The 19,391-nt window shown below is 49.9% G+C and carries 16 protein-coding genes; 4 read left to right on the forward strand and 12 right to left on the reverse strand.

Features of this window, described 5'->3' with window-relative positions; translation table 11 throughout:
• Window positions 1–114: 114 nt before the first annotated feature.
• From murC to mraZ, 10 genes are all read right to left on the reverse strand, one after another.
• Entirely contained in the window at window positions 115–1,521 is a 1,407-nt protein-coding gene (gene murC, locus DC20_RS01305) for a UDP-N-acetylmuramate--L-alanine ligase (RefSeq protein WP_062542174.1), read from the reverse strand.
• Complete coding sequence (gene murG / locus DC20_RS01310; RefSeq protein WP_062542175.1) at window positions 1,518–2,624, reverse strand: undecaprenyldiphospho-muramoylpentapeptide beta-N-acetylglucosaminyltransferase; 1,107 nt, start codon at window positions 2,622–2,624, stop codon at window positions 1,518–1,520. The genes murC and murG overlap by 4 nt, the downstream gene beginning before the upstream one ends.
• On the reverse strand, window positions 2,617–3,783 hold the full coding sequence (locus DC20_RS01315) for an FtsW/RodA/SpoVE family cell cycle protein (protein WP_062542176.1): 1,167 nt from the start codon (window positions 3,781–3,783) through the stop codon (window positions 2,617–2,619). Before DC20_RS01315 ends, murG begins: the two co-directional genes overlap by 8 nt.
• Window positions 3,780–5,129 carry a UDP-N-acetylmuramoyl-L-alanine--D-glutamate ligase gene (gene murD / locus DC20_RS01320; RefSeq protein WP_062542177.1) on the reverse strand — a complete coding sequence of 450 codons (1,350 nt, stop codon included), beginning with the start codon at window positions 5,127–5,129 and terminating at the stop codon, window positions 3,780–3,782. Before murD ends, DC20_RS01315 begins: the two co-directional genes overlap by 4 nt.
• Window positions 5,130–5,189: 60 nt before the next feature.
• Entirely contained in the window at window positions 5,190–6,407 is a 1,218-nt protein-coding gene (gene mraY / locus DC20_RS01325) for a phospho-N-acetylmuramoyl-pentapeptide-transferase (protein ID WP_062542178.1), read from the reverse strand.
• Window positions 6,408–6,479: 72 nt separating this feature from the next.
• Window positions 6,480–7,943, reverse strand: coding sequence for a UDP-N-acetylmuramoyl-L-alanyl-D-glutamate--2,6-diaminopimelate ligase (locus tag DC20_RS01330; protein WP_062542179.1), 1,464 nt, complete (start codon window positions 7,941–7,943; stop codon window positions 6,480–6,482).
• Complete coding sequence (locus DC20_RS01335; RefSeq protein WP_071885353.1) at window positions 7,882–10,035, reverse strand: penicillin-binding protein; 2,154 nt, start codon at window positions 10,033–10,035, stop codon at window positions 7,882–7,884. The genes DC20_RS01330 and DC20_RS01335 overlap by 62 nt, the downstream gene beginning before the upstream one ends.
• Window positions 10,025–10,465, reverse strand: a complete 441-nt coding sequence (locus DC20_RS01340) for an FtsL-like putative cell division protein (RefSeq protein ID WP_062542180.1) — start codon at window positions 10,463–10,465, stop codon at window positions 10,025–10,027. The genes DC20_RS01335 and DC20_RS01340 overlap by 11 nt, the downstream gene beginning before the upstream one ends.
• A gap of 39 nt (window positions 10,466–10,504) precedes the next feature.
• Window positions 10,505–11,431 (reverse strand): 16S rRNA (cytosine(1402)-N(4))-methyltransferase RsmH, encoded by a 927-nt coding sequence (gene rsmH / locus DC20_RS01345; protein WP_062542181.1) that lies wholly within the window; start codon window positions 11,429–11,431, stop codon window positions 10,505–10,507.
• A 6-nt stretch (window positions 11,432–11,437) separates the two neighbouring features.
• Window positions 11,438–11,905 carry a division/cell wall cluster transcriptional repressor MraZ gene (gene mraZ, locus DC20_RS01350; RefSeq protein ID WP_062542182.1) on the reverse strand — a complete coding sequence of 156 codons (468 nt, stop codon included), beginning with the start codon at window positions 11,903–11,905 and terminating at the stop codon, window positions 11,438–11,440.
• A 328-nt stretch (window positions 11,906–12,233) separates the two neighbouring features.
• Between mraZ and DC20_RS01355 the strand changes: the two genes are divergently transcribed.
• The 4 genes from DC20_RS01355 to DC20_RS01370 all read left to right on the forward strand — a co-directional run bounded on the left by DC20_RS01355 (window position 12,234) and on the right by DC20_RS01370 (window position 17,561).
• Window positions 12,234–12,668: a hypothetical protein gene (locus DC20_RS01355; RefSeq protein ID WP_062542183.1), complete on the forward strand. Its 435-nt coding sequence runs from the start codon at window positions 12,234–12,236 to the stop codon at window positions 12,666–12,668.
• Window positions 12,669–12,752: 84 nt separating this feature from the next.
• Window positions 12,753–14,975, forward strand: a complete 2,223-nt coding sequence (locus tag DC20_RS01360; RefSeq protein ID WP_062542184.1) for a TonB-dependent receptor — start codon at window positions 12,753–12,755, stop codon at window positions 14,973–14,975.
• A 128-nt stretch (window positions 14,976–15,103) separates the two neighbouring features.
• On the forward strand, window positions 15,104–15,454 hold the full coding sequence (locus DC20_RS01365; protein ID WP_062542185.1) for a heavy-metal-associated domain-containing protein: 351 nt from the start codon (window positions 15,104–15,106) through the stop codon (window positions 15,452–15,454).
• A 232-nt stretch (window positions 15,455–15,686) separates the two neighbouring features.
• Window positions 15,687–17,561 (forward strand): M1 family metallopeptidase, encoded by a 1,875-nt coding sequence (locus DC20_RS01370; protein WP_062542186.1) that lies wholly within the window; start codon window positions 15,687–15,689, stop codon window positions 17,559–17,561.
• Between the two features lie 105 nt (window positions 17,562–17,666).
• On the opposite strand, the gene DC20_RS01375 is transcribed toward DC20_RS01370, so the two are convergent.
• Window positions 17,667–18,359 (reverse strand): fatty acid desaturase, encoded by a 693-nt coding sequence (locus DC20_RS01375; RefSeq protein ID WP_245652281.1) that lies wholly within the window; start codon window positions 18,357–18,359, stop codon window positions 17,667–17,669.
• A gap of 175 nt (window positions 18,360–18,534) precedes the next feature.
• On the reverse strand, window positions 18,535–19,380 hold the full coding sequence (locus DC20_RS01380) for a 4-hydroxy-3-methylbut-2-enyl diphosphate reductase (protein ID WP_062542188.1): 846 nt from the start codon (window positions 19,378–19,380) through the stop codon (window positions 18,535–18,537).
• Window positions 19,381–19,391: the final 11 nt, after the last annotated feature.

Raw genomic sequence — 19,391 nt, forward strand, 5'->3', positions numbered from 1 at the left:
ATTTTAATATTAACTTTTTTACATATTTTCTCTTCTTGTTTAGCCTTAGAAAAACCTGCCAAAAAAACAAATCCCCCCATGCAAAATACCGCAAATAGAAGCGCTTTGACCTTTCTATTCCAATACATGGTCCTTTTCCTCCAATATTTTTTTAATCTCTGGCACTAAGGTATCTATATCACCGGCACCTATAGTAGCCAACACTTTATAATCCAAATTTTTATTCAATAACTCCAGAGCTTCTTTCTTTGTCAAAAGAAGCTTGTCTGCGGTTAGTTTTTCAAACAGCAGAGCCGATGTTATACCGGGAATTGGCAATTCCCGTGCCGGATATATTTCCAATAGCCATACCTCATCTGCGAGGCTCAGGCTTCGGGCAAATCCATCTAAAAAGTCGCGGGTGCGAGTAAATAAGTGCGGTTGAAAAATCACTCTCAGCCTCTGCTCCGGATACAGCGCCCTTACCGAATGAAGGAATGCTTCTATCTCTCTGGGATGGTGAGCATAATCATCTAAATATACTCTTTTTTCAGATGCATAAACCTTTTCGAACCGTCTTTTTACACCCGTGTATTCCGAAATTCCAGAACTGATTTTTTCAGTTGGAACCCCTAACAGAGAAACCGCCTGGGCAGCTGCCAAAGCGTTCTCCACGTTATGAAAACCGGGCACCTGCAAAGCAGTTGGAGGCAGCAGTAAGTTCCGCCCTTTGGCCGAAAATTCCATGGCTCCTTCGGCTATTTGCACGCCATCAGCGGCTAGTTCCTCATTCTCAAGCCCATACCTAATTACCGTTACAGAAGAATTTACTGCCTCCGCCAGGCTTAGATCTGCGGTATGGTTCAGCAGTAAATACCCGTTAGGTTTGATTTGTCGCACAAACTGCCGGAAAGACTCTATCAACGCTTCCTTTTCGCCATAAATATCCAAGTGATCAGGATCGGTGGAGGTGACAATGGCAATATCTGGGTGCAGCGTCAGGAACGAACGGTCGTACTCGTCAGCTTCCACCACGGCCAAAGCGCGCTCTTCCTCTTGGTGCGGCAACAACAGGTTTGAACCCAAATCGGTGGAAATGCCCCCTAAAAAGGCAGAAGTGGAAACTCCGGCGTGGTGTAACAAGTGGGCGACCATGCTGGAGGTAGTGGTTTTCCCGTGGGTACCGGCCACCGCCACCAAATATTGATCTTGAGTTAAAAGCCCCAGTACTTGTGAGCGTTTCATGATGGTGAAACCCTCCTCCACCAGATACTGCCGTTCTGTATGGTTTGCAGGCACCGCCGGTGTCAGAATCACTAACGTTTGGGCCTTGTTTTCTCTAAAAGGAGCCGGAATCAAATTCACGTCATCATCAAAGTGGATGACGGCTCCCTCCTCTTCCAATTTCCGGGTTAAAGGGGTTGGGGTCTTGTCATAACCGGCCACCGCGAATCCTTTGGCCAAAAACCAGCGGGCCAGGGCGCTCATGCCAATGCCCCCAATGCCAAGGAAATAGATATGGCGGAATTGGTGCAGGTTCATTTGACTAGCTTTAGAAGTTCCTGAACAATGGCCTCAGCTGCCTGTGGCTTTCCTAGTTGGGCAATGTTCTCCCGCAAGGTTTGCTGACGAGCCGGATTTTTGGCCAGATCAAAAGCAGTACCCCAAAGTCTTTCTGATGCCTCCACGTCTTTGACCAGCACGGCCGCATCTTTCTGCACCAAAGCCATTGCATTTTTGGTTTGATGATCCTCGGCTACGTTGGGGGAAGGCACCAGAATAGATGGTTTCTTCGCCAGGCACAGCTCTGAAATGGAAAGCGCCCCGGCCCTGGAAACCACCACATCGGCGGCAGCATAGGCTAAATCCATCCGCTTGATAAAATCAGAGGCTTTGATCTGGTCTGCGGGATAACCTTTCACTGCTGCTTCAGCCGTTGGAAAAAACAGCTTGCCGGTTTGCCAGATAAGGTTGTACCCTGCTGCCTGAATTTTTTGCAGCGCCTGTTCGGTGCTTTGGTTTAGAGTGCGCGCACCTAAACTTCCGCCGATCACCAAAAAGGTCAACCGGTCAGGGTTCAGGCCGAAGAACTGCATGGCTTCGGTGCGTTTTCCTTCCAACTCAGTGATGTCACGGCGCACCGGGTTACCGGTGAGCACGAGTTTGGCGCTGGGGAAATACTTGTACATACTGTCATAGGCCACGCAGACTTTGTCTACTTTGTTAGCCAACAGCTTATTGGTAATGCCCGCGTGGGAATTCTGCTCCTGGATAAGAGACGGAATCCCAAGCTTAGTGGCTGCGTACAGCAATGGCCCGCTGGCATAACCACCCACGCCCACCACAGCATCGGGCTTAAAATCTTTGATGATCTTGTACGATTTCCGAACGCTGGAAATCACCTTCAACGGAAACGACAAGTTGTCCATGGTCAGGCGGCGTTGCAACCCACTGATCCATAACCCAATAATTTTATACCCTGCCTCCGGCACCCGCGTCATCTCCATGCGGCCCATGGCGCCCACAAACAAAATTTCAGCAGACGGGTGAAGTCGCTTGATCTCGTTTGCAATAGCTACTGCCGGATAGATATGTCCACCCGTGCCCCCGCCGCTGATGATAAATCTATACTGTTTCTCAGGCATGCGTCAAAACATTAGCAGGTTTGTTAGCCATGGGCGCAGAAGCAGTTTTCGCTTCGTGCTCGCTGCGGCTTACACTCAAAATAATCCCGATGGAAATACCGGTAAAGATCAGGGAGGTACCGCCCATACTCAGTAGCGGCAACGGCAGACCAGTAATAGGGCCTAAACCTACGGCTACGCCCATGTTAACCATGGCCTGGATGACCAAACTAAAACTGATGCCTGCTGAAAGTAATCCGCCGAAAGCTCCCAAACTGTTGGTCACCGCCATCATGCCCCGGTACAGGAAAGCCAGGTACAGAAACAGGATGACAGCGCCTCCTACCATGCCGTATTCCTCAATGATGATCGCGTAGATAAAGTCGGAATAAGGGTGAGGCAACACGTTGCGCTGGTCTGAGTTTCCGGGGCCTTTTCCTAAAACCCCGCCCGTAGCAATGGCGATGTAGGACTGCTCCAATTGGAAAACCGTCTGCTCCTCGTCCATGAAGTTCTCAATCCGGCTGATCGCCGTCTGCATTCGTTGCCCCAAGGTCAAGGCAATGGTCCCGAACACCGCACCCACCACAATCATGGTCATGATAGGTTTCATTGGCACCCGCCCGATGAACATCAATAGAATACAGGTCAAAAACAGAAGCAAACCGGTAGAGATATTACTCATCGCAATCAAACCGCATATGGTACCGCTCCACAAAAACAGCGGAATCAACGTTTGCTTTGATTCAATGTTCATCTGGCGTTTACTCAGGATGCTGGCCAGATAAGAGATCAAGGCTAGTTTCGCCAAATCCGAAGGCTGGAACGTTTGGTTGATGATGGGAATGGTTAACCAACGGGAGGCTTCGTTGATATTTGAACCCTTCAGGTACGTGTAGATGAGCAACGGCACAGAGAAAATCAGGGCCAACAAGCTCAGTTTGGCGTAGTAGCGGTAATTGATTTTGTGCGCCAACCACACAAACGCCAACCCGATGAAGATCAAACTGGAGTGTTTGAACAGGTAGTACTCTGTGTTGCCGCCCATTTTTTTGTAGGCCAGGGTACCCGTGGCGGAATATACCACGGCTATACTGATAAGCCCGAAAGACAAGACGATTCCCCACAAAATAGGGTCGCCTTTTAAGTTGTCGCGAAGCCAGTTTTTGATAGGTGTCATGCTAAAGTAGAATTAAGGGCAGCCACTGCCTCGGCAAAAGCACGGCCCCTGTGTTCGTAATTATTGAAAAGGTCAAAGCTGGCACAGGCCGGAGAAAGCAACACCACATCTCCTGCCTCGGCAAAGTCTTTGGACAGTTGCACAGCTTCCTGCACGTCCTGTGTTTCTACCATTTTAAGGCCGGTTTGGGAAAAGAATTCAAAAAGCTTACTATTGTCTGCCCCAAGGCACACAATAGCTTTCACTTTCTCCTGCACCAACGGCAGCAGCGTAGAATAGTCGTTTCCTTTGTCTTTTCCGCCCACTACCCACACAATAGGCTCCTGAATTCCGTCTAGCGCGTACCAAACCGCTTCCACGTTGGTGGCTTTGGAATCATTGATGAACCGAATGCCGTCTACCTGGCCCACCGGCTGTAACCGGTGCTCGGCATTCTGAAAGGTTCCTAAAGCTTCTTCAATCTGATTAGGCGCAATCCCCACCAGCAGTGCAGCCCCAACGGCGGCCATGGTATTGTATTGGTTATGCTGCCCAATCAAAGGCGAATTGGAAGTATCTACTTTAGCGCTGATTTGGTTAAAAGAGGCTTGAACCGTCTGACCTTGGTATTGAATAGCCAATCCTTCTGCTTCTTTCAACCCGAAAGACACCAGCGTTCCTAACACCTCAAGGGCAGCGCGGTATTTCTGAATTTCAGCGTCATCCTGGTTGAAGAGGAAGTACTCGGCAGACGTCATGTTTTGCGCAATGCGGAACTTGGAAGCCGCGTACTTTTCCATCTGGTACTCGTAGCGGTCCAGGTGGTCTGGGGTAATGTTCAGCAGAATCCCAATATTGGCTTTGAAGCCGTACATATTATCTAACTGGAAGCTGCTCAGTTCTACCACGTAGTAGTCATAGCAACCCTCCAGCACCTTTCCCGCCAGACTTTCGCCCACGTTTCCGGCCAATGCCACTTTTAAGCCTGCGCTTTTCAACAAGTGGTAAGTTAGCAACGTGGTGGTGGTTTTGCCGTTGGTGCCAGTGATGCAGACGAACTTGCCCGAGGCATAGCGCCCGGCAAACTCAATCTCTGAAATGATAGGAATGCTTCTTTCCACTGCGCCCTGAATTACAGGTGCCGTGTCTGGAATACCTGGGCTTTTGATGATTTCCACAGCCGCATAAATTTGCTCCAGCGTGTGCGTCCCCTCCTCAAAAGGGATCTGCGCCTGAGTTAGTTGCTGCTTGTACTTTTCTGTAATGGAACCCCGGTCTGAGACGAACACGTCAAAGCCCTTGGTTTGTGCCAACAAGGCTGCTCCTACGCCGCTCTCCCCTGCTCCTAGTATGGCTATTTTTTGCATTCGTTTTTTTATTAAATCTTGTTTTGTGCTTGTTTTCTGAATAAGAACCTTAAAATAACCTTATCTCAACTTCAAGGTAACCAAAGTCAAAATGGCTAGCATGATGCCTACTGTCCAGAAGCGGGACACGATTTTGGACTCGTGGTAACCAAGCTTCTGATAGTGGTGGTGCAGCGGCGACATCTTGAAAATGCGTCGTCCCTCCCCATATTTTCTTTTGGTGTATTTGAAGTAGCTCACCTGCAGCATCACTGAAAGGTTCTCCACCAGGAAGATGCCGCACAGGATTGGGATTAAAAGCTCTTTTCTCAAAATCAAAGCCAAAACAGCGATGATGCCGCCAATAGACAGAGAACCGGTATCACCCATGAACACCTGGGCCGGATAAGAGTTGTACCACAGGAAACCCACGCAGGCCCCTACAAAGGCAGTACAGAAAATCACCAGCTCACCAGTGTTAGGAATGTACATGATGTCAAAGTAATCGGCGAAGACTGAGTTACCAGATACCCAGGCAAAAACGGCCAGGGTGGTTCCAATGATGGCTGAAGTTCCTGCGGCCAAACCATCAATTCCGTCGGTAATGTTGGCGCCGTTAGACACGGCTGTAATGATGATGATTACCAATGGAATGTACAGGAAGCGGGCATAAGACCCCAGCAACGGGCTTGCAAAGCTGAAGAAATGATGATAGTCCAGCTCATTGTTTTTGGTGAAAGGCACGGTGGTAATCATTCTCCGGACATCCTGGAAGGAGCTGGAAAAATCAATGGCAGTTAGTCCTTTTGAAGTGATGTATTGGCGAACCACCACATCTTCAGAGAAGAACAAAGTCAACCCCACAATCAAACCTAAGCCAATCTGGCCTAAAATCTTGAATTTTCCCGCTAACCCTTCTTTGTTCTTGCGGAATACTTTGATGTAGTCATCCAGAAACCCGATGGCACCCAACCAAACGGTAGAAACCAACATCAACAAAATATAAACGTTATCCAAACGGGCAAAAAGAAGCGTGGGTAACAGAATGGCTAACAGAATAATCAGACCACCCATGGTTGGCGTGCCTCTTTTCTCCAACTGCCCTTCCAGACCTAAATCACGGATAGTCTCTCCCACTTGCTTGCGATGTAGCAACCTAATGAGGCGTCCCCCGAAAATCATGGCTATCAAAAGTGACACCAGCGCAGCCAATCCGGCCCTGAACGAGATGTAGCGCATCACGCCCGCCCCGTAGAAGTCAAATTGCCTGTCTAGAAAATCAAAAAGGTAATACAGCATCTTTTCTTATTTTCAAAAGAAGGAAGGTCTTGCCCGACTCCTTTGGTCATGTTCTGTTTATCTGTCTTGCTTTTATTTCTGAAGCAACGCGAACGATTCCTGCAGCACCTGCTTGTCATCAAACGGAGAGCGAACGCCTTTCACCTCCTGGTAAGTTTCGTGCCCTTTGCCCGCCACCAGAATGATATCATCGGCTTCGGCTAACAATACCGCGGTTTTGATGGCTTCCCTGCGGTCTACAACTGAAAGTGATTTCTTTAAATCCGTGGGTTTCACCCCGGCTTGCATCTGGTTTAGAATCTCTTGCGGATCTTCATCGCGTGGGTTATCTGATGTTAAAATCACACGATCGCTCATTTTGGCAGCAATGTCAGCCATAACCGGACGCTTGGCGGCATCACGGTTACCGCCACATCCCACAATGGTGATCACCTTCTGCTCTGGCTTCCGGATCTGCTGAATGGTTTGCAGCACGTTTTCTAAGGCATCTGGCGTATGGGCGTAATCTACAATGCCGGTGATTTGTCCGGCAGACACCACGTAGTCAAAGCGGCCAGCGGCCGAGGTCAGGTTAGACAAACTGGCCAGAACTTCCTGCTTGTCTTCACCCAGCAAAGTGGCAGCGCCGTACACGGCCAGCAAATTATAAGCGTTGAAGGTGCCTATTAAGCGGAACCATACCTCTTGCCCTTCCAACTCTAGTTGTAAGCCTTGAATGGAGTTGTCCAGCAAACGGGCTTTGAAATCAGCTTCCTTGCGGAGGGCGTAAGTGTATTTGGTGGCTTTGGTATTCTGCAGCATCACCATGGCACGCTTGTCATCTGCGTTCACCAAGGCGAAGGCTTTTTTGGTCAGATGATCAAAAAACAGCTTTTTGGCCCGAATGTACTCGTCAAAGGTGCCGTGGTAGTCCAGGTGATCGTGAGTGATGTTAGTGAACACCGCTCCCGTGAACTGTACACCAGTTACGCGGTGCTGCACCAGGGCATGGGAACTCACTTCCATGAAGGCGTGGGTACAACCAGCTTTCACCATTTGTGCCAACAAGCTTTGCAGCGTAATTGCGTCTGGCGTAGTGTGAGACGCCGGAATTACCGTTTCGTTTATCTGGTTCTGCACCGTGGACAACAATCCGGCATTGTAGCCAAGGTCACGGTAAAGTTTATGTAAAAGCGTGACGCAGGTGGTTTTGCCATTAGTACCGGTCACCCCTACCAATTTCAGTTTCTTTGATGGGTTTCCGTAGAACTCAGCCGCTATATGGCCCATCGCCTCGGCGGCATTTGGTACCTGTACAAAGGTCACGTGCTCCGGGGTGTTTTGAGGCAATTCTTCGCAAAACACAGCTGAAACGCCCTGCTCTACCGCAGAGGCAATAAAGTCATGCCCATCACGGAGGGTGCCCCGGATAGCAAAGAAACCCACGCCCGGCCCTGCCTGACGAGAATCCATGGTTAACGCAGAAAGCTCGGGGTTAGTAGGCCCGAGCAATTGCGTTGGCTGGAGTACCTGCAGCAGGTTTTCTAGTTGCGCCATGTTTAGTTAGTGTAATGGTAATGGTTGTTCCTTTGGTGACAGGTTGTCCCGGCGGAATGCTCTGGCTCTCTACCCGACCTAGTCCGATGGCCCGTACTTTGATGCCATGGTTTCCTAACAGGTAAAGAGCGTCTCTAAGGGTCATGTCGGTGACATCGGGCACCTGCCCCATCTTCACCGGTACTGGTTTCAAGGCTACGGATTGTTTTTGGGTGTCTACCCGCACCCAATCTTCCTCTGGGCTCAACGGGTGAGCGCTAATGCCAAGTTTGTTGCAAAGGATGGTCAACTCCTCCTGGTTTCCGGCGTGCAAAACTGGTATTTTCGGCTGCACTCCTGCTGGATGACGCACCATGGGGGCGTGAATGGCTAAATCCTGCGCGTAGGCCTTGTCGGCTAGTTCGCGGAATACCGGGGCAGCCACGTCACCACCATATTGTGCATTTTTCTGCGGGCTGTCAATGATGACAATACAGCTGTACTTAGGTCTGTCAGCGGGGAAGTACCCCACAAAGGAGGTAGAGTATTTACGGGTGTATTTTCCGTTGATTACTTTCCGGGCGGTTCCGGTTTTACCTGCTACTTTGTAGTCTTCGCTTTTCAGGTTTTTGGCCGTTCCGTTCTCCACTACGCCTTCCATCATGGCTTTCAACTGCGCTATAGTCTCATCTGAGCAGATCTTCGGGTTCAGGACCTTAGTCTCATATGATTCCAGAATCTGATCGGCACGTTTGATGCTTTTCACGATCATGGGCTGCACTTTCACCCCGTTATTAGCCACGGCATTGTAAAACGCCAGGGTCTGCAACGGAGAGATTTTCAGCTCATAGCCAATGGCCATAGTAGAAAGCGACGGACGGCTCCAGCTACGGTCTTTTGGTGATTTGATGTAAGGCACGGCCTCCCCGTTCATCTGGAACCCAAGGGGCTGGTGTAAGCCGAATTTGTGCAGGTAATCCACGTACTTCTGCGGATTGCTTTCAAAGGTCTGCTGAATCAGCTTGGCTACCCCGATATTGGATGATTTTTCAAAAACCTGCTGTAAACTGATCTTGCCGTTTCCGTGGGTGTCTGTTTTCACGGCTCCGCCAATGCGCTCGGAACCGTTGCCAGTATCTACCGTGTCGGTGAGACTCATGTCAGTTTCTTCCAGCAGCGCCATCATAGAGGCCAGTTTAAAGGTAGAACCCGGCTCAGTACGACCCTGGTTACCCACTGCATAGTTGTAATCCTCAGTGTATACGCCTTCGCTCTGGCGACCCAAGTTGGCGATGGCTTTGATATGACCTGTACCTACTTCCATCAAGATCACGCATCCGTGGGCAGCGTCATTGATGGTCAACGCACGGTTTAGAGCGTTCTCAGCAACGTCTTGCAGGTTAATGTCAATAGTAGTCTGGATGTCAAAGCCGGGCATTGGTTTTACTTCGGTTCCGTCATTGATAGGCTTGTTCCCGCCTGCCATACGCTCATAAAGGGCTTCGCCATCTTTGCCAGCCAGGTGGCGGTTAAAGGAGAACTCCAACCCGGCGCCGTTACGGTCTTCGTTGATAAACCCGATGGTGCGTTTCGCAAGCGAACCAAACGGCAGGAAGCGGCGGTCAAGTTTTTCAAAAATCACCCCGCCCCTGTTTTTACCAGCTCTGAAAATTGGCCATTTAGCCATCATCTTCTTGTCCTGGTAATTAATAAGGCGGCCATTCAAACGCACGTACTTGCGTTTGGCACTGCGTGCGTTTTTGATTTTTCGCTTGTAATACTCTGGAGAACGGTCCCCGTAAAAGCGGGAAAGGTGAATAGCGAGAGAGTCAATCCCCTTAGAGAAAACATCCTCAGGGGAAATGGTGGGGTCAAAGGCTACCCGGTAAAATGGCAAAGAGGTAGCCATGATGCGGTCATCATTGGAGTAGATATTTCCGCGGGTGGCGTATACTGGCTGGTAATGGAACCGCTTCTCATTGGCAATTTCGCGCCAACGGTCACCGTCTTTGAACTGAATGTACCCTACTTTGTAAATAATCGCGAACGCGAAAAGACAGATCGCCAAAAAGGCCACCCGTACTCGCGTAACGATGGACCTCTTAATATTCATCTTTCTTCAGAACTACTTGAATGGGAGGGGTAGAACTTTCCATCAGGCCAAGCGGGGCCACGTTGCGGGCCACCTCAGACTGCTTACTCGCCTCCATGTACTCAGACTTCAACGTGGTGTAGTCGGCGCGAAGATCTTCGGTCTCGACTTTGGTTTTGTCAATCCGGCGGAGGGTACGGTCTGCGTAGTGGGTGTTGCCAATGTAGAACAAGGTCACGCCCATCAGGAAAAGCACCTTCGGCAAGTACCTAACCGGTAAGCCTTCGGCGAAGAACCAATCTACTTTGGTGTAGCGGTCCAGTAACTCAAACAAGCTGGTGCCCTTGTGGCGCGGCGGGCGGGCCGGACGTGGCTTTACTACCTGAGGCACTTCCCGCAGGGTGTTTGCCTTGGGCCGATTCACTTGTGGACGTACGGTGTTGACTGCCATAACTTAAATCGTAAAATGTGGTGCTTCCCTTCTATCTCTCTACTTCTTTGACGATTCTGGTGTCTCTCTTTTCACCGCCACCCGTAGTTTGGCACTGCGGGAGCGATTATTTTCCTGTAACTCCTGCGCACCCGGCACAATGGGTTTGCGGGTTACAGAATCCAAGGGTTTGATCTCATTCCCAAAGAAGTCTTTCTCCACTTCCCCAAAGAACTTGCCTTTGGCGATGTAGTTCTTTATCAACCGATCTTCCAGGGAATGGTAGGATATCACAGATAATCTACCACCCGGCTTCAGAACCTCCACGGCTTGCTCCAGCATTTCTTCCAAGGCTTTCAACTCATCGTTCACTTCAATGCGAAGCGCCTGAAACACCTGAGCCAGGTACTTGTTTTCTTTTCCTTTGGGTGTGCAACCAGCAATGGCCTTCTTGAAATCAGCGATGGTTTCAATAGTCTGCACGTTTCTGGCAGATACTACTTCCCGGGCCAGCGTCTTCGCGTTCTTCACCTCGCCATACAGCCCGAAGATGCGGTGCAGTTGCTCTTCTGAATACTCCAGTATAACCTGTTGCGCGGTAAGCGGACTGTCTTTGTCCATGCGCATGTCAAGCGGACCGTCAAAACGGGTGGAGAAGCCGCGCTCAGCGGTATTGAACTGGTGGGATGAAACGCCTAAATCAGCCAGGATGCCATCTACCTGCCGCGCGCCGTACAAACGCAGGTATTTCTTTAGGTACCGGAAGTTGGCTTTGACAAACGTGAAGTTATCGGAGATCAGTTTTTCGGCTTGTTTCTCGGCATCGGTGTCCTGGTCAAAGGAGTAAAGTTGCCCACCCTGCATCTTCTCCAGGATATGCGCTGAGTGGCCGCCACCGCCAAAGGTGACGTCTACGTAAATGCCGCCGGGTTTAATGGCCAACGCATCTACCGATTCCTGCAACAAAACGGGCTGGTGGTACTGCATAGGCTTTTATTCGGTTGGGGGTAAACTCGGTTGGTCGCCGAGAAACTTCTGCGCCAATTGCGAGAAATTCTGCTGGTCTTTAATTAAAAATGCGTCGTACTTGTCAGGGTTCCAGATTTCCACCCGGTTCCCGAGGCCTACCACAATGGCGTCTTTCTCAATCTCGGCGTACCGTACCATGGTGCGCGGCAAGATGAATCGCCCGGCAGCATCCAGCTCAATCTCGGTATTACCCCGGAAAAAATTCCGTTGAAAATGCCGATACTCTTCGTTGAACTCATTCAGACTTGCCACCCGGTCATAGATTGTCTTCCATTCTGTTTTGGGGTACAACACCAGGCAAGGCTCAAACCCGCGGGTCAACACCACCTGATTTCCGCATTCATCGGGCAGGTTGGATTTGATTTTGGCAGGCAGCACCAATCTTCCCTTCGGGTCTAGCTTACATTCGTATTCGCCGGAGAGGAAGTTCATGGTAGTTGAGGCAGTGACAACAGTCTTTGGTACAAAACAAAAGTACTAAAGGGCAGAGCAAAGTCAACCACAGTCTCCCACATTTTCCCACTTTGTGGATAAATCATGGTTATCCACTCCACTTATACACATTATCCACATTTTTCCCAGCCACTTTGGGATAAGTTATGGATAACGTTTTCAATATATTTGCTAAATAACACGTGAATACTTACTTAAACTTTTGATAAACAGTAGTTTAAAAGTTTTACCCAGCAACTTGGGGGATTAAATGTACTTGTGGCAGGAAGGTGGTGGAAAGTGGGTCAAAATTCCATATCTTTGCAGTATGAGAGGGAAACTTCAACCTATTGTGCTCTTAATGCTGGCCTTTTGCCTCCTGACGGGTTCCGTTGGGGTGGCGGCTACACAGCGTTTTTGTGCAATGTTGGGCATGGCTCCCTCTCAGGATGTTTCTCAGAAAATGGAGGAGATGGGCTGCTTCGCCGCCAGGAAAAAACCGGCTTGCCCTGAAGGAACAACCCAGGTGGACAAGACTCCTTGCTGCTCCGTTTCCACGACCCACCACAAGCTGGACATTCCTTCCACGCTGAAATTCAGCAAGGTGGAGTTTGTATCCCTTCCTCCGGCCTTAACCTCAGTTTTTCTTCTCCCGCCAGTAGCCACCGCTACCGTGGAAGATTCCTGGCCCTTCTATTCTGACACCTCGCCGCCTCTAGCGGGCCGAGACCTGCTGCATCGTCTGCACATCCTGAACATTTAAGTCCTTCATCTCTTCGCTCAGCCCTAGCCGGTTTTGCTGTGCTTTGGCTCCAGAACAGATGTTATACTTAAATGAAACCAACCCATGTTATCTTCTAAACGTCAGGCACTATTCGCTTTGACTTTATTTGGGCTCTTGCTTCCGCTCCTGGGAACAGCCCAATCTCTTGCCGGCCGCGTGGTAGATGCGGCTAACGGCACTCCCCTTATAGGTGCCTCGGTTATTTGGTTAGGCACCAGCCAAGCCACCAGCACCGATGCCAACGGGCATTTCACCTTAGCCCCCGCTCCTGCCGGAGAAACCGCGGTGCTTATCTCCTACATTGGTTACAAACCAGATACCGTGCAGGTACAGGGCCGCCCTCATATAGTAGTGCAGCTGCGGTCCATTACGTCTATTCAGGAAGTGACCATTACCGGAAAACAAGACCGCTACTCGGCCATGACGCCTACTAACTCTCAGATAATCACGGCCAAGGACTTAACTAAGTCTGCCTGCTGTAACCTGGCGGAGAGCTTTGAAACGAATGCCTCCGTAGAGGTTTCCACGTCAGATGCGGTTTCCGGCGCCAAGCAGATCCAGATGCTGGGCTTAGATGGCGCGTACACCTTAATGACCACTGACAACGTGCCCGCCCTGCGTGGCTTAGCGACGCCGTATCGCTTGAACTACTTGTCTGGTACTTATATAGACGCCATTGACATCATCAAAGGCACCGGCTCGGTGCTGAACGGCTATGAGTCTATCTCGGGTCAGGTGAACGTGCGCCTGAAAGATCCCGAGAAAACCGACCGGCTCCATGTGAACCTGTACGGCAACAGCCTGGCCAAGTGGGATGCCAACGTGAACACCTCCTTCACCCTCACGCCCAAACTGAGCACCGTGCTCATGCTGCATACCGACCAGCTCACCAACCGCGTAGACAACAACAATGATGGCTTCCTGGATCTGCCCTTGGGCAAACACTACAACGTGTTCAACAAGTGGAAGTACAACACCGGTAAGCAGTGGGTAGCTGAGATTGGCGTCCAGGCGTTGCGCGAAACCAGAATCGGGGGACAGGTAGGCTACCGTTCCGGCATGCCGCAGGAGGAAGGAAGCTTCTACGGTACCGAGTCGGAGACGGACCGGTTCAGTGGCTTTTCTAAGACGTCTTACACGTTCAAGAACAAGCCGTACCAGAGCATCGGCTTGATCTTATCCGGTGCCCGGCACGACTTTGACTCGCATTACGGCAGCAGAACCTACAATGGCTACCAGAACAGTGGCTTGGCGAATTTGATCTTCCAGTCGGCTTTTGGGAATACGGCACACACCTACAAAACCGGGTTAAGCTACCAGTATGAAGACTTCCAGGAGAACCTGGCTGGTCAACGCCTGAAGCGCCAAGAGCGGGTACCCGGAGCGTTTTTCGAATACATTTACCAAAACAGCACCAATCTGACCTTGGTGGGCGGTGTTCGGGCCGACCATCATAACCTGTACGGCTGGGTGTATACGCCCCGCTTCAACGTGAAATATGATTTCAACCCGAACTCTATTCTGCGTTTAGCGGCCGGTAAAGGCTTCAGGGTAGCCAACCCAATTGCGGAGAACGTGGCTTCGCTCATCAGCAACCGGGCCTTCTACTTCCAGAACAACCTGCAACCCGAGAAAGCCTGGAACATGGGCGGAAGCTTCACGCAGTACTTTGAGGTGGGCGAACGCAAAGGCGCCTTCATCACTGATTACTACTATACCACCTTCCAGAACCAGATTGTGCCGGACATGTACAGCAGCCCGTACCAGGTGGCATTCACGAACCTGAACGGACGCTCTTTCTCCAAAAGCTTCCAGGCGGAACTGCAGTATGAACTAACGTCAATGCTGGATGTGAAAGCGGCGTACAAGTACTTTGACGTGCGCACCACCTATAACGGAGAGCTTTTGCGGCGGCCGTTCATCCCAAATCATCGCGCCTTCCTGAACCTGGGCTTCGCAACACCTTTTGACAAGTGGCGCGCTGATTTAACGGGCCAGTGGTTCGGTAAAAGACCGGTACCGTCTATGGAGCACGACATGAACGAGCATGAAAGCTCCAACATGATGCGAACTGTTAGTCCTTACGCAGTGTTTAATGGGCAGATCACCCGGGCATTCAAACGCTGGGAAGTGTATGTGGGCGGCGAGAACCTGCTGGACTACAAACAAAAGAACCCGATCATCTCTGCCGACCGACCCTTCAGCCAGGACTTTGATGCCAGCATGGTGTGGGCGCCGGTGATTGGGCGCGTTATTTACGCCGGAATGCGCTTTACGTTGAAATAGGGAATGACTTAGTTTGTTTGTCTAAAAGAAGATGGCTTCGTTTTTGGCCTGATTTTGGTAAAACAACTCATAATCCCTCAGATAAAATTTAGCTTTTAACTTATATCTCTAATTCTTAATTATCTACCATGAAAACCCTTAAAATCTGGTTGTTTTCTTTAGTATTGACCGGTTTGGCAACTGTTGGCTTCGCGCAAGGCGGTAAAAAAGGCGAAGAAGTGAAAATCAAAACATCAGCGGTGTGCGGCATGTGCAAAGCCACCCTGGAGAAAGGTTTGGCCTATGAGAAAGGCGTAAATAAAGCCACCTTGGACGTGGAGTCTAAAATCTTAACGGTGTCTTACAACGGCGAGAAAACCTCGCTTGACAAAATCAAAAAAGCTGTGAACGAGTTAGGCTATGACGCTGATAACTCTCCGGCTGCGCCACGTGCCTATGACCGTCTGGATGCCTGCTGCAAAAAAGACGCGGTGCACTAAGATCATATATTCAGTTGTAAAAAAGTAAAGCCTGCCCATGTGAGCAGGCTTTACTTTTTTACAACTTTCCCCTATTTAGCCTGTTTTCTGAAAACAAGCCCCAAGCTGAGGGTGAGCAAGTTGATTCTCCATCCTTTTCTAAAGCTTGGTTCTTTCCTTCTCTTTGAAAAACGCCTTACCTTTAACCACACCAGCCTACCGCTGGCACCATACGCCATAATCCACCAACCACATGAAACCGGCGAAATATCTTCTTTCCCTCGCGTTATCTGTCACATACTCGCTTGCCATTGCCCAGCACCAACTGCCCATGCCGCGCAACATCGCGGCGGCCTACCAGAAAGGCACCCGCAGCCTGGACGGTTCCCCCGGGAAAAGCTACTGGCAAAATACCGCCGACTATACCATCAAGATTGATTTTGACCCGTTTTCTAGAAAACTGGCCGGAACCGTAGACATCGATTACACCAACAACAGCCCTGACACCCTGAAGCAGATTGTCTTCAAGCTGTACCCCAACTATTACCAGAAAGGGGCACCCCGTGCCAATACCATAGCTCCCGAAGATGTAAGCGAAGGCGTGAAGATTGAACACTTCAGCGTAAACCAGGAAGCGCAGGATGTACGAAAACTTCGCATTGACGCTACCAACCTCACCCTCCGGGTCAAACCTATTCCTCCTAAGCAGAAAGCGAAGTTCTACATCGCTTACAACTACATCCTGAACGCCGGCTCGCACATGCGCACCGGGCAGGTAGACTCATTGGGCGCGGCATTTGTGGCGTACTTCTTCCCCCGCATTGCCGTGTATGACGATGTGGACGGCTGGAACCGAATTCCGTACCTCGGCCCGGCCGAGTTTTACAATGATTTCTGCTCTTTCAACACTGAGATCACCGTTCCGAAGAACTTTGTGGTGTGGGCCACCGGTGATCTGAAGAACGCCTCGGAAGTGCTCTCCAGGAAACATGCCAAGCGCCTGGCAGAGGCCGAGAAGAAGGATGCCATAGTCGCCATAATTGACCAAAAAGACCTGAAGCGCCAAGACATCACCGCCCAGAATGCCCGCAACACCTGGAAATTCTCGGCCGAAAACGTGGTGGATTTCGCCTTCGCCACCTCTGACCATTACCTCTGGAACTCCTCTAGCCTGGTAGTAGACCCTAAAACCAAACGCCGAACCCGCGTAGATGTGGCCTACAATCCGGTACACCACGATTTTGAGGAGGTGATTCACTTCTCGCGCAAAACCGTTGAAGCCATGAGCTACACTTTTCCGAAGTGGCCTTTCCCCTACTCCCATGAAACCGTGTTTGATGGACTAGACCAGATGGAATACCCTATGATGGTGAACGACAATCCCGTGAAAACCCGCGAAGACGCCATCACCCTTACGGATCACGAAATCTTCCACACCATGTTCCCCTTCTACATGGGCACAAATGAAACCAAGTACGGCTGGATGGATGAAGGCTGGGCCACCTTGGGCGAATGGATCATCTCCTCTATCATTGAACCTAAACTGGAAGATGACTACGGCGTGGCTCCGTACGCCCAAATGGCTGCTACTGAGGCCGACATGCCCATCATGACGTTGACCACCCAACAGAACGGGGCTCCTTTCTTCCTGAACTCCTATCCTAAACCGGCACTTGGGTACCTGTATGTGAAACAGATGCTGGGCGATGAACTGTTCACGAAGGCACTGCACCACTACATTGCCCAATGGAATGGAAAACACCCCTTGCCTTGGGACTTCTTCAATGCCATGAACGCGGGTGCGGGTCGAAACCTGAACTGGTTTTGGAAACGCTGGTTCTTTGACGAAGGATACCCAGATCTGGCTATTACCAACGTGCAGCAACAGGCCGGTCAGTACCAGATTACCGTACAGGCCAAAGGCTCCAAACCCGTTCCGGTAGAATTGGTGGTTACTTACGCTGATAATACCACGTCTACAATTCACCGCAATGTGTCTGTTTGGGAGACAGGCAACACATCTGTGCAGGTTGATTTCAAGCCAACCAAAGCCGTGAAGAAATTTGAGCTGAAAGGCACCTATGTTCCTGATTCTAACCCTAAAGACAATGTGTATGTGGTGAAGTAATCTACTAGGTTTCTAAAAAGGAAAGCCGCGGAAAGAGACTTGAAGTTCTCTTTCCGCGGCTTTCCTTTATAAAGGTGTTTCCCTAATAATATCTGAGCAAAACAATTAATGTCCTTTTGCCATCCGGTCTTTTTCCTGGTAGAGCTTCCACCAAGGTAAATAAGGCTTATCATGGTGTTCATAGTGGTACCCAAAAAAATAACAGCTTATAAAAGCCCATAAGTGGTTGCGGCCTTGGGTGGAGGATTTATGCTTATTCGTATGTTCGTGCTCTCCCCGGTGCGGCAGATACGTCCCGAAATAGAACAACTGAAACGTCGCCAGTACTGATGGTACCATCCAGAATAGAATGATATTCTCAACAGGGAACCAGAGTTGTAGCAGGTGGTAGGTACCAGCCATCAGCAGTACTTGCACAATCGTGATGTATTGCCGGGCGAAGCTGAAGAACCACAGGAAGAAGTTTCCGCCGTGGTAATCTGGATCTTGGTCAGTAGCTACGTGCCGGTGGTGGAGGTGGTGTTTTGGAAAAAGCCTACCGTAGTAGTTGTATGCAAATAAGCCAGCACAGAGGGTCCCAATAAAAGTGTTCAGCCTTTTGTTACCCGGAGCTACTACGCCGTGCATAGCATCATGGGCTGTTATGAAAAGGCCAGTGTACAGATGCGTCATCACCAGCACCGCCAGATAGGTAAATGGCGACTTGAAAGAAACATCCCAATGTAGCAAAAACCACAGCACACTTCCCCATGCCACCAAAATGGTGCAGGCAATCAGAATTCCGGTATGTTTTTGCAAAAGAAGCTTCAAAACAATAAGACTCAGATTTACCCTCTATTTACGAAGGTACTACTCTTTTGGTAAGGTGAGATAAGCTGGTACCCTTTCTAGGATAGCTTTAGAGGTCCGTTTATGGCAGTACTCCAAGGTGAAATTCGACTTATTTCAAAAAACCAGACCTAAAACCTAATGACTAAAATGCCAACATGGCATTTCGGACTTCTTCCATCAGCCACATGGGCGTTGAGGTAGCGCCACAGATGCCAATGGTATCTCCTTCGTCAAACCACTCCGGGTTAAGCTCTTCTACTTTTGAAACAAAGTAAGTATTGGGGTTGGTGTCTTTGCATACCTGGTACAACACCCGCCCATTAGAGGACTTAGTCCCTGAAACAAACACAATCTTGTCAAATTGCTGGGAAAAGCGTCTTAACTCCTTATCACGGTTTGAAACTTGCCGGCAGATGGTGTCATTGGCTGCTACAGAATACCCCCGGGTTTCCAGTTCGTTTTTGATGCGGTAAAAGTTATCGGTGCTTTTGGTGGTCTGGCTGTAGAGGGTAATGTTCTGGGGCAACTCGTGTCGAAGCAACTCCTCCAGGTTCTCAAACACCACGGCCTCATTGTTGGTCTGACCAAGCAAACCTAATACCTCAGCATGACCGTGCTTTCCGTAAATGAAAATCTGGTCTTTCTTGTCAAAGGAAGTTTTGATACGATTCTGCAACTTCAGGACCACCGGGCACGAGGCATCTACCAGGGTGAGGTTGTTTTGCAGAGCAGTCTGGTAGGTAGAAGGCGGCTCGCCGTGTGCCCTTATGAGTACACATTCATCGCGAAGGGTATTTAGGGTATCATAGTTGATGATTCGCAGACCCTTTTTCTGAAGCCGTTCTACTTCTACATCGTTGTGCACGATGTCTCCCAGGCAATACAGGTAACCTTGTTCCTCCAACAGGTCCTCGGCCATCTGAATGGCATAGATGACCCCGAAGCAAAAGCCTGAACTTGAATCTATTTGTACCTGTAGCTGACGCATAATTACTAAAC

Origin of the sequence: Rufibacter tibetensis, assembly GCF_001310085.1 — a bacterium.
Classification (GTDB): Bacteria; Bacteroidota; Bacteroidia; order Cytophagales; family Hymenobacteraceae; genus Nibribacter; species Nibribacter tibetensis.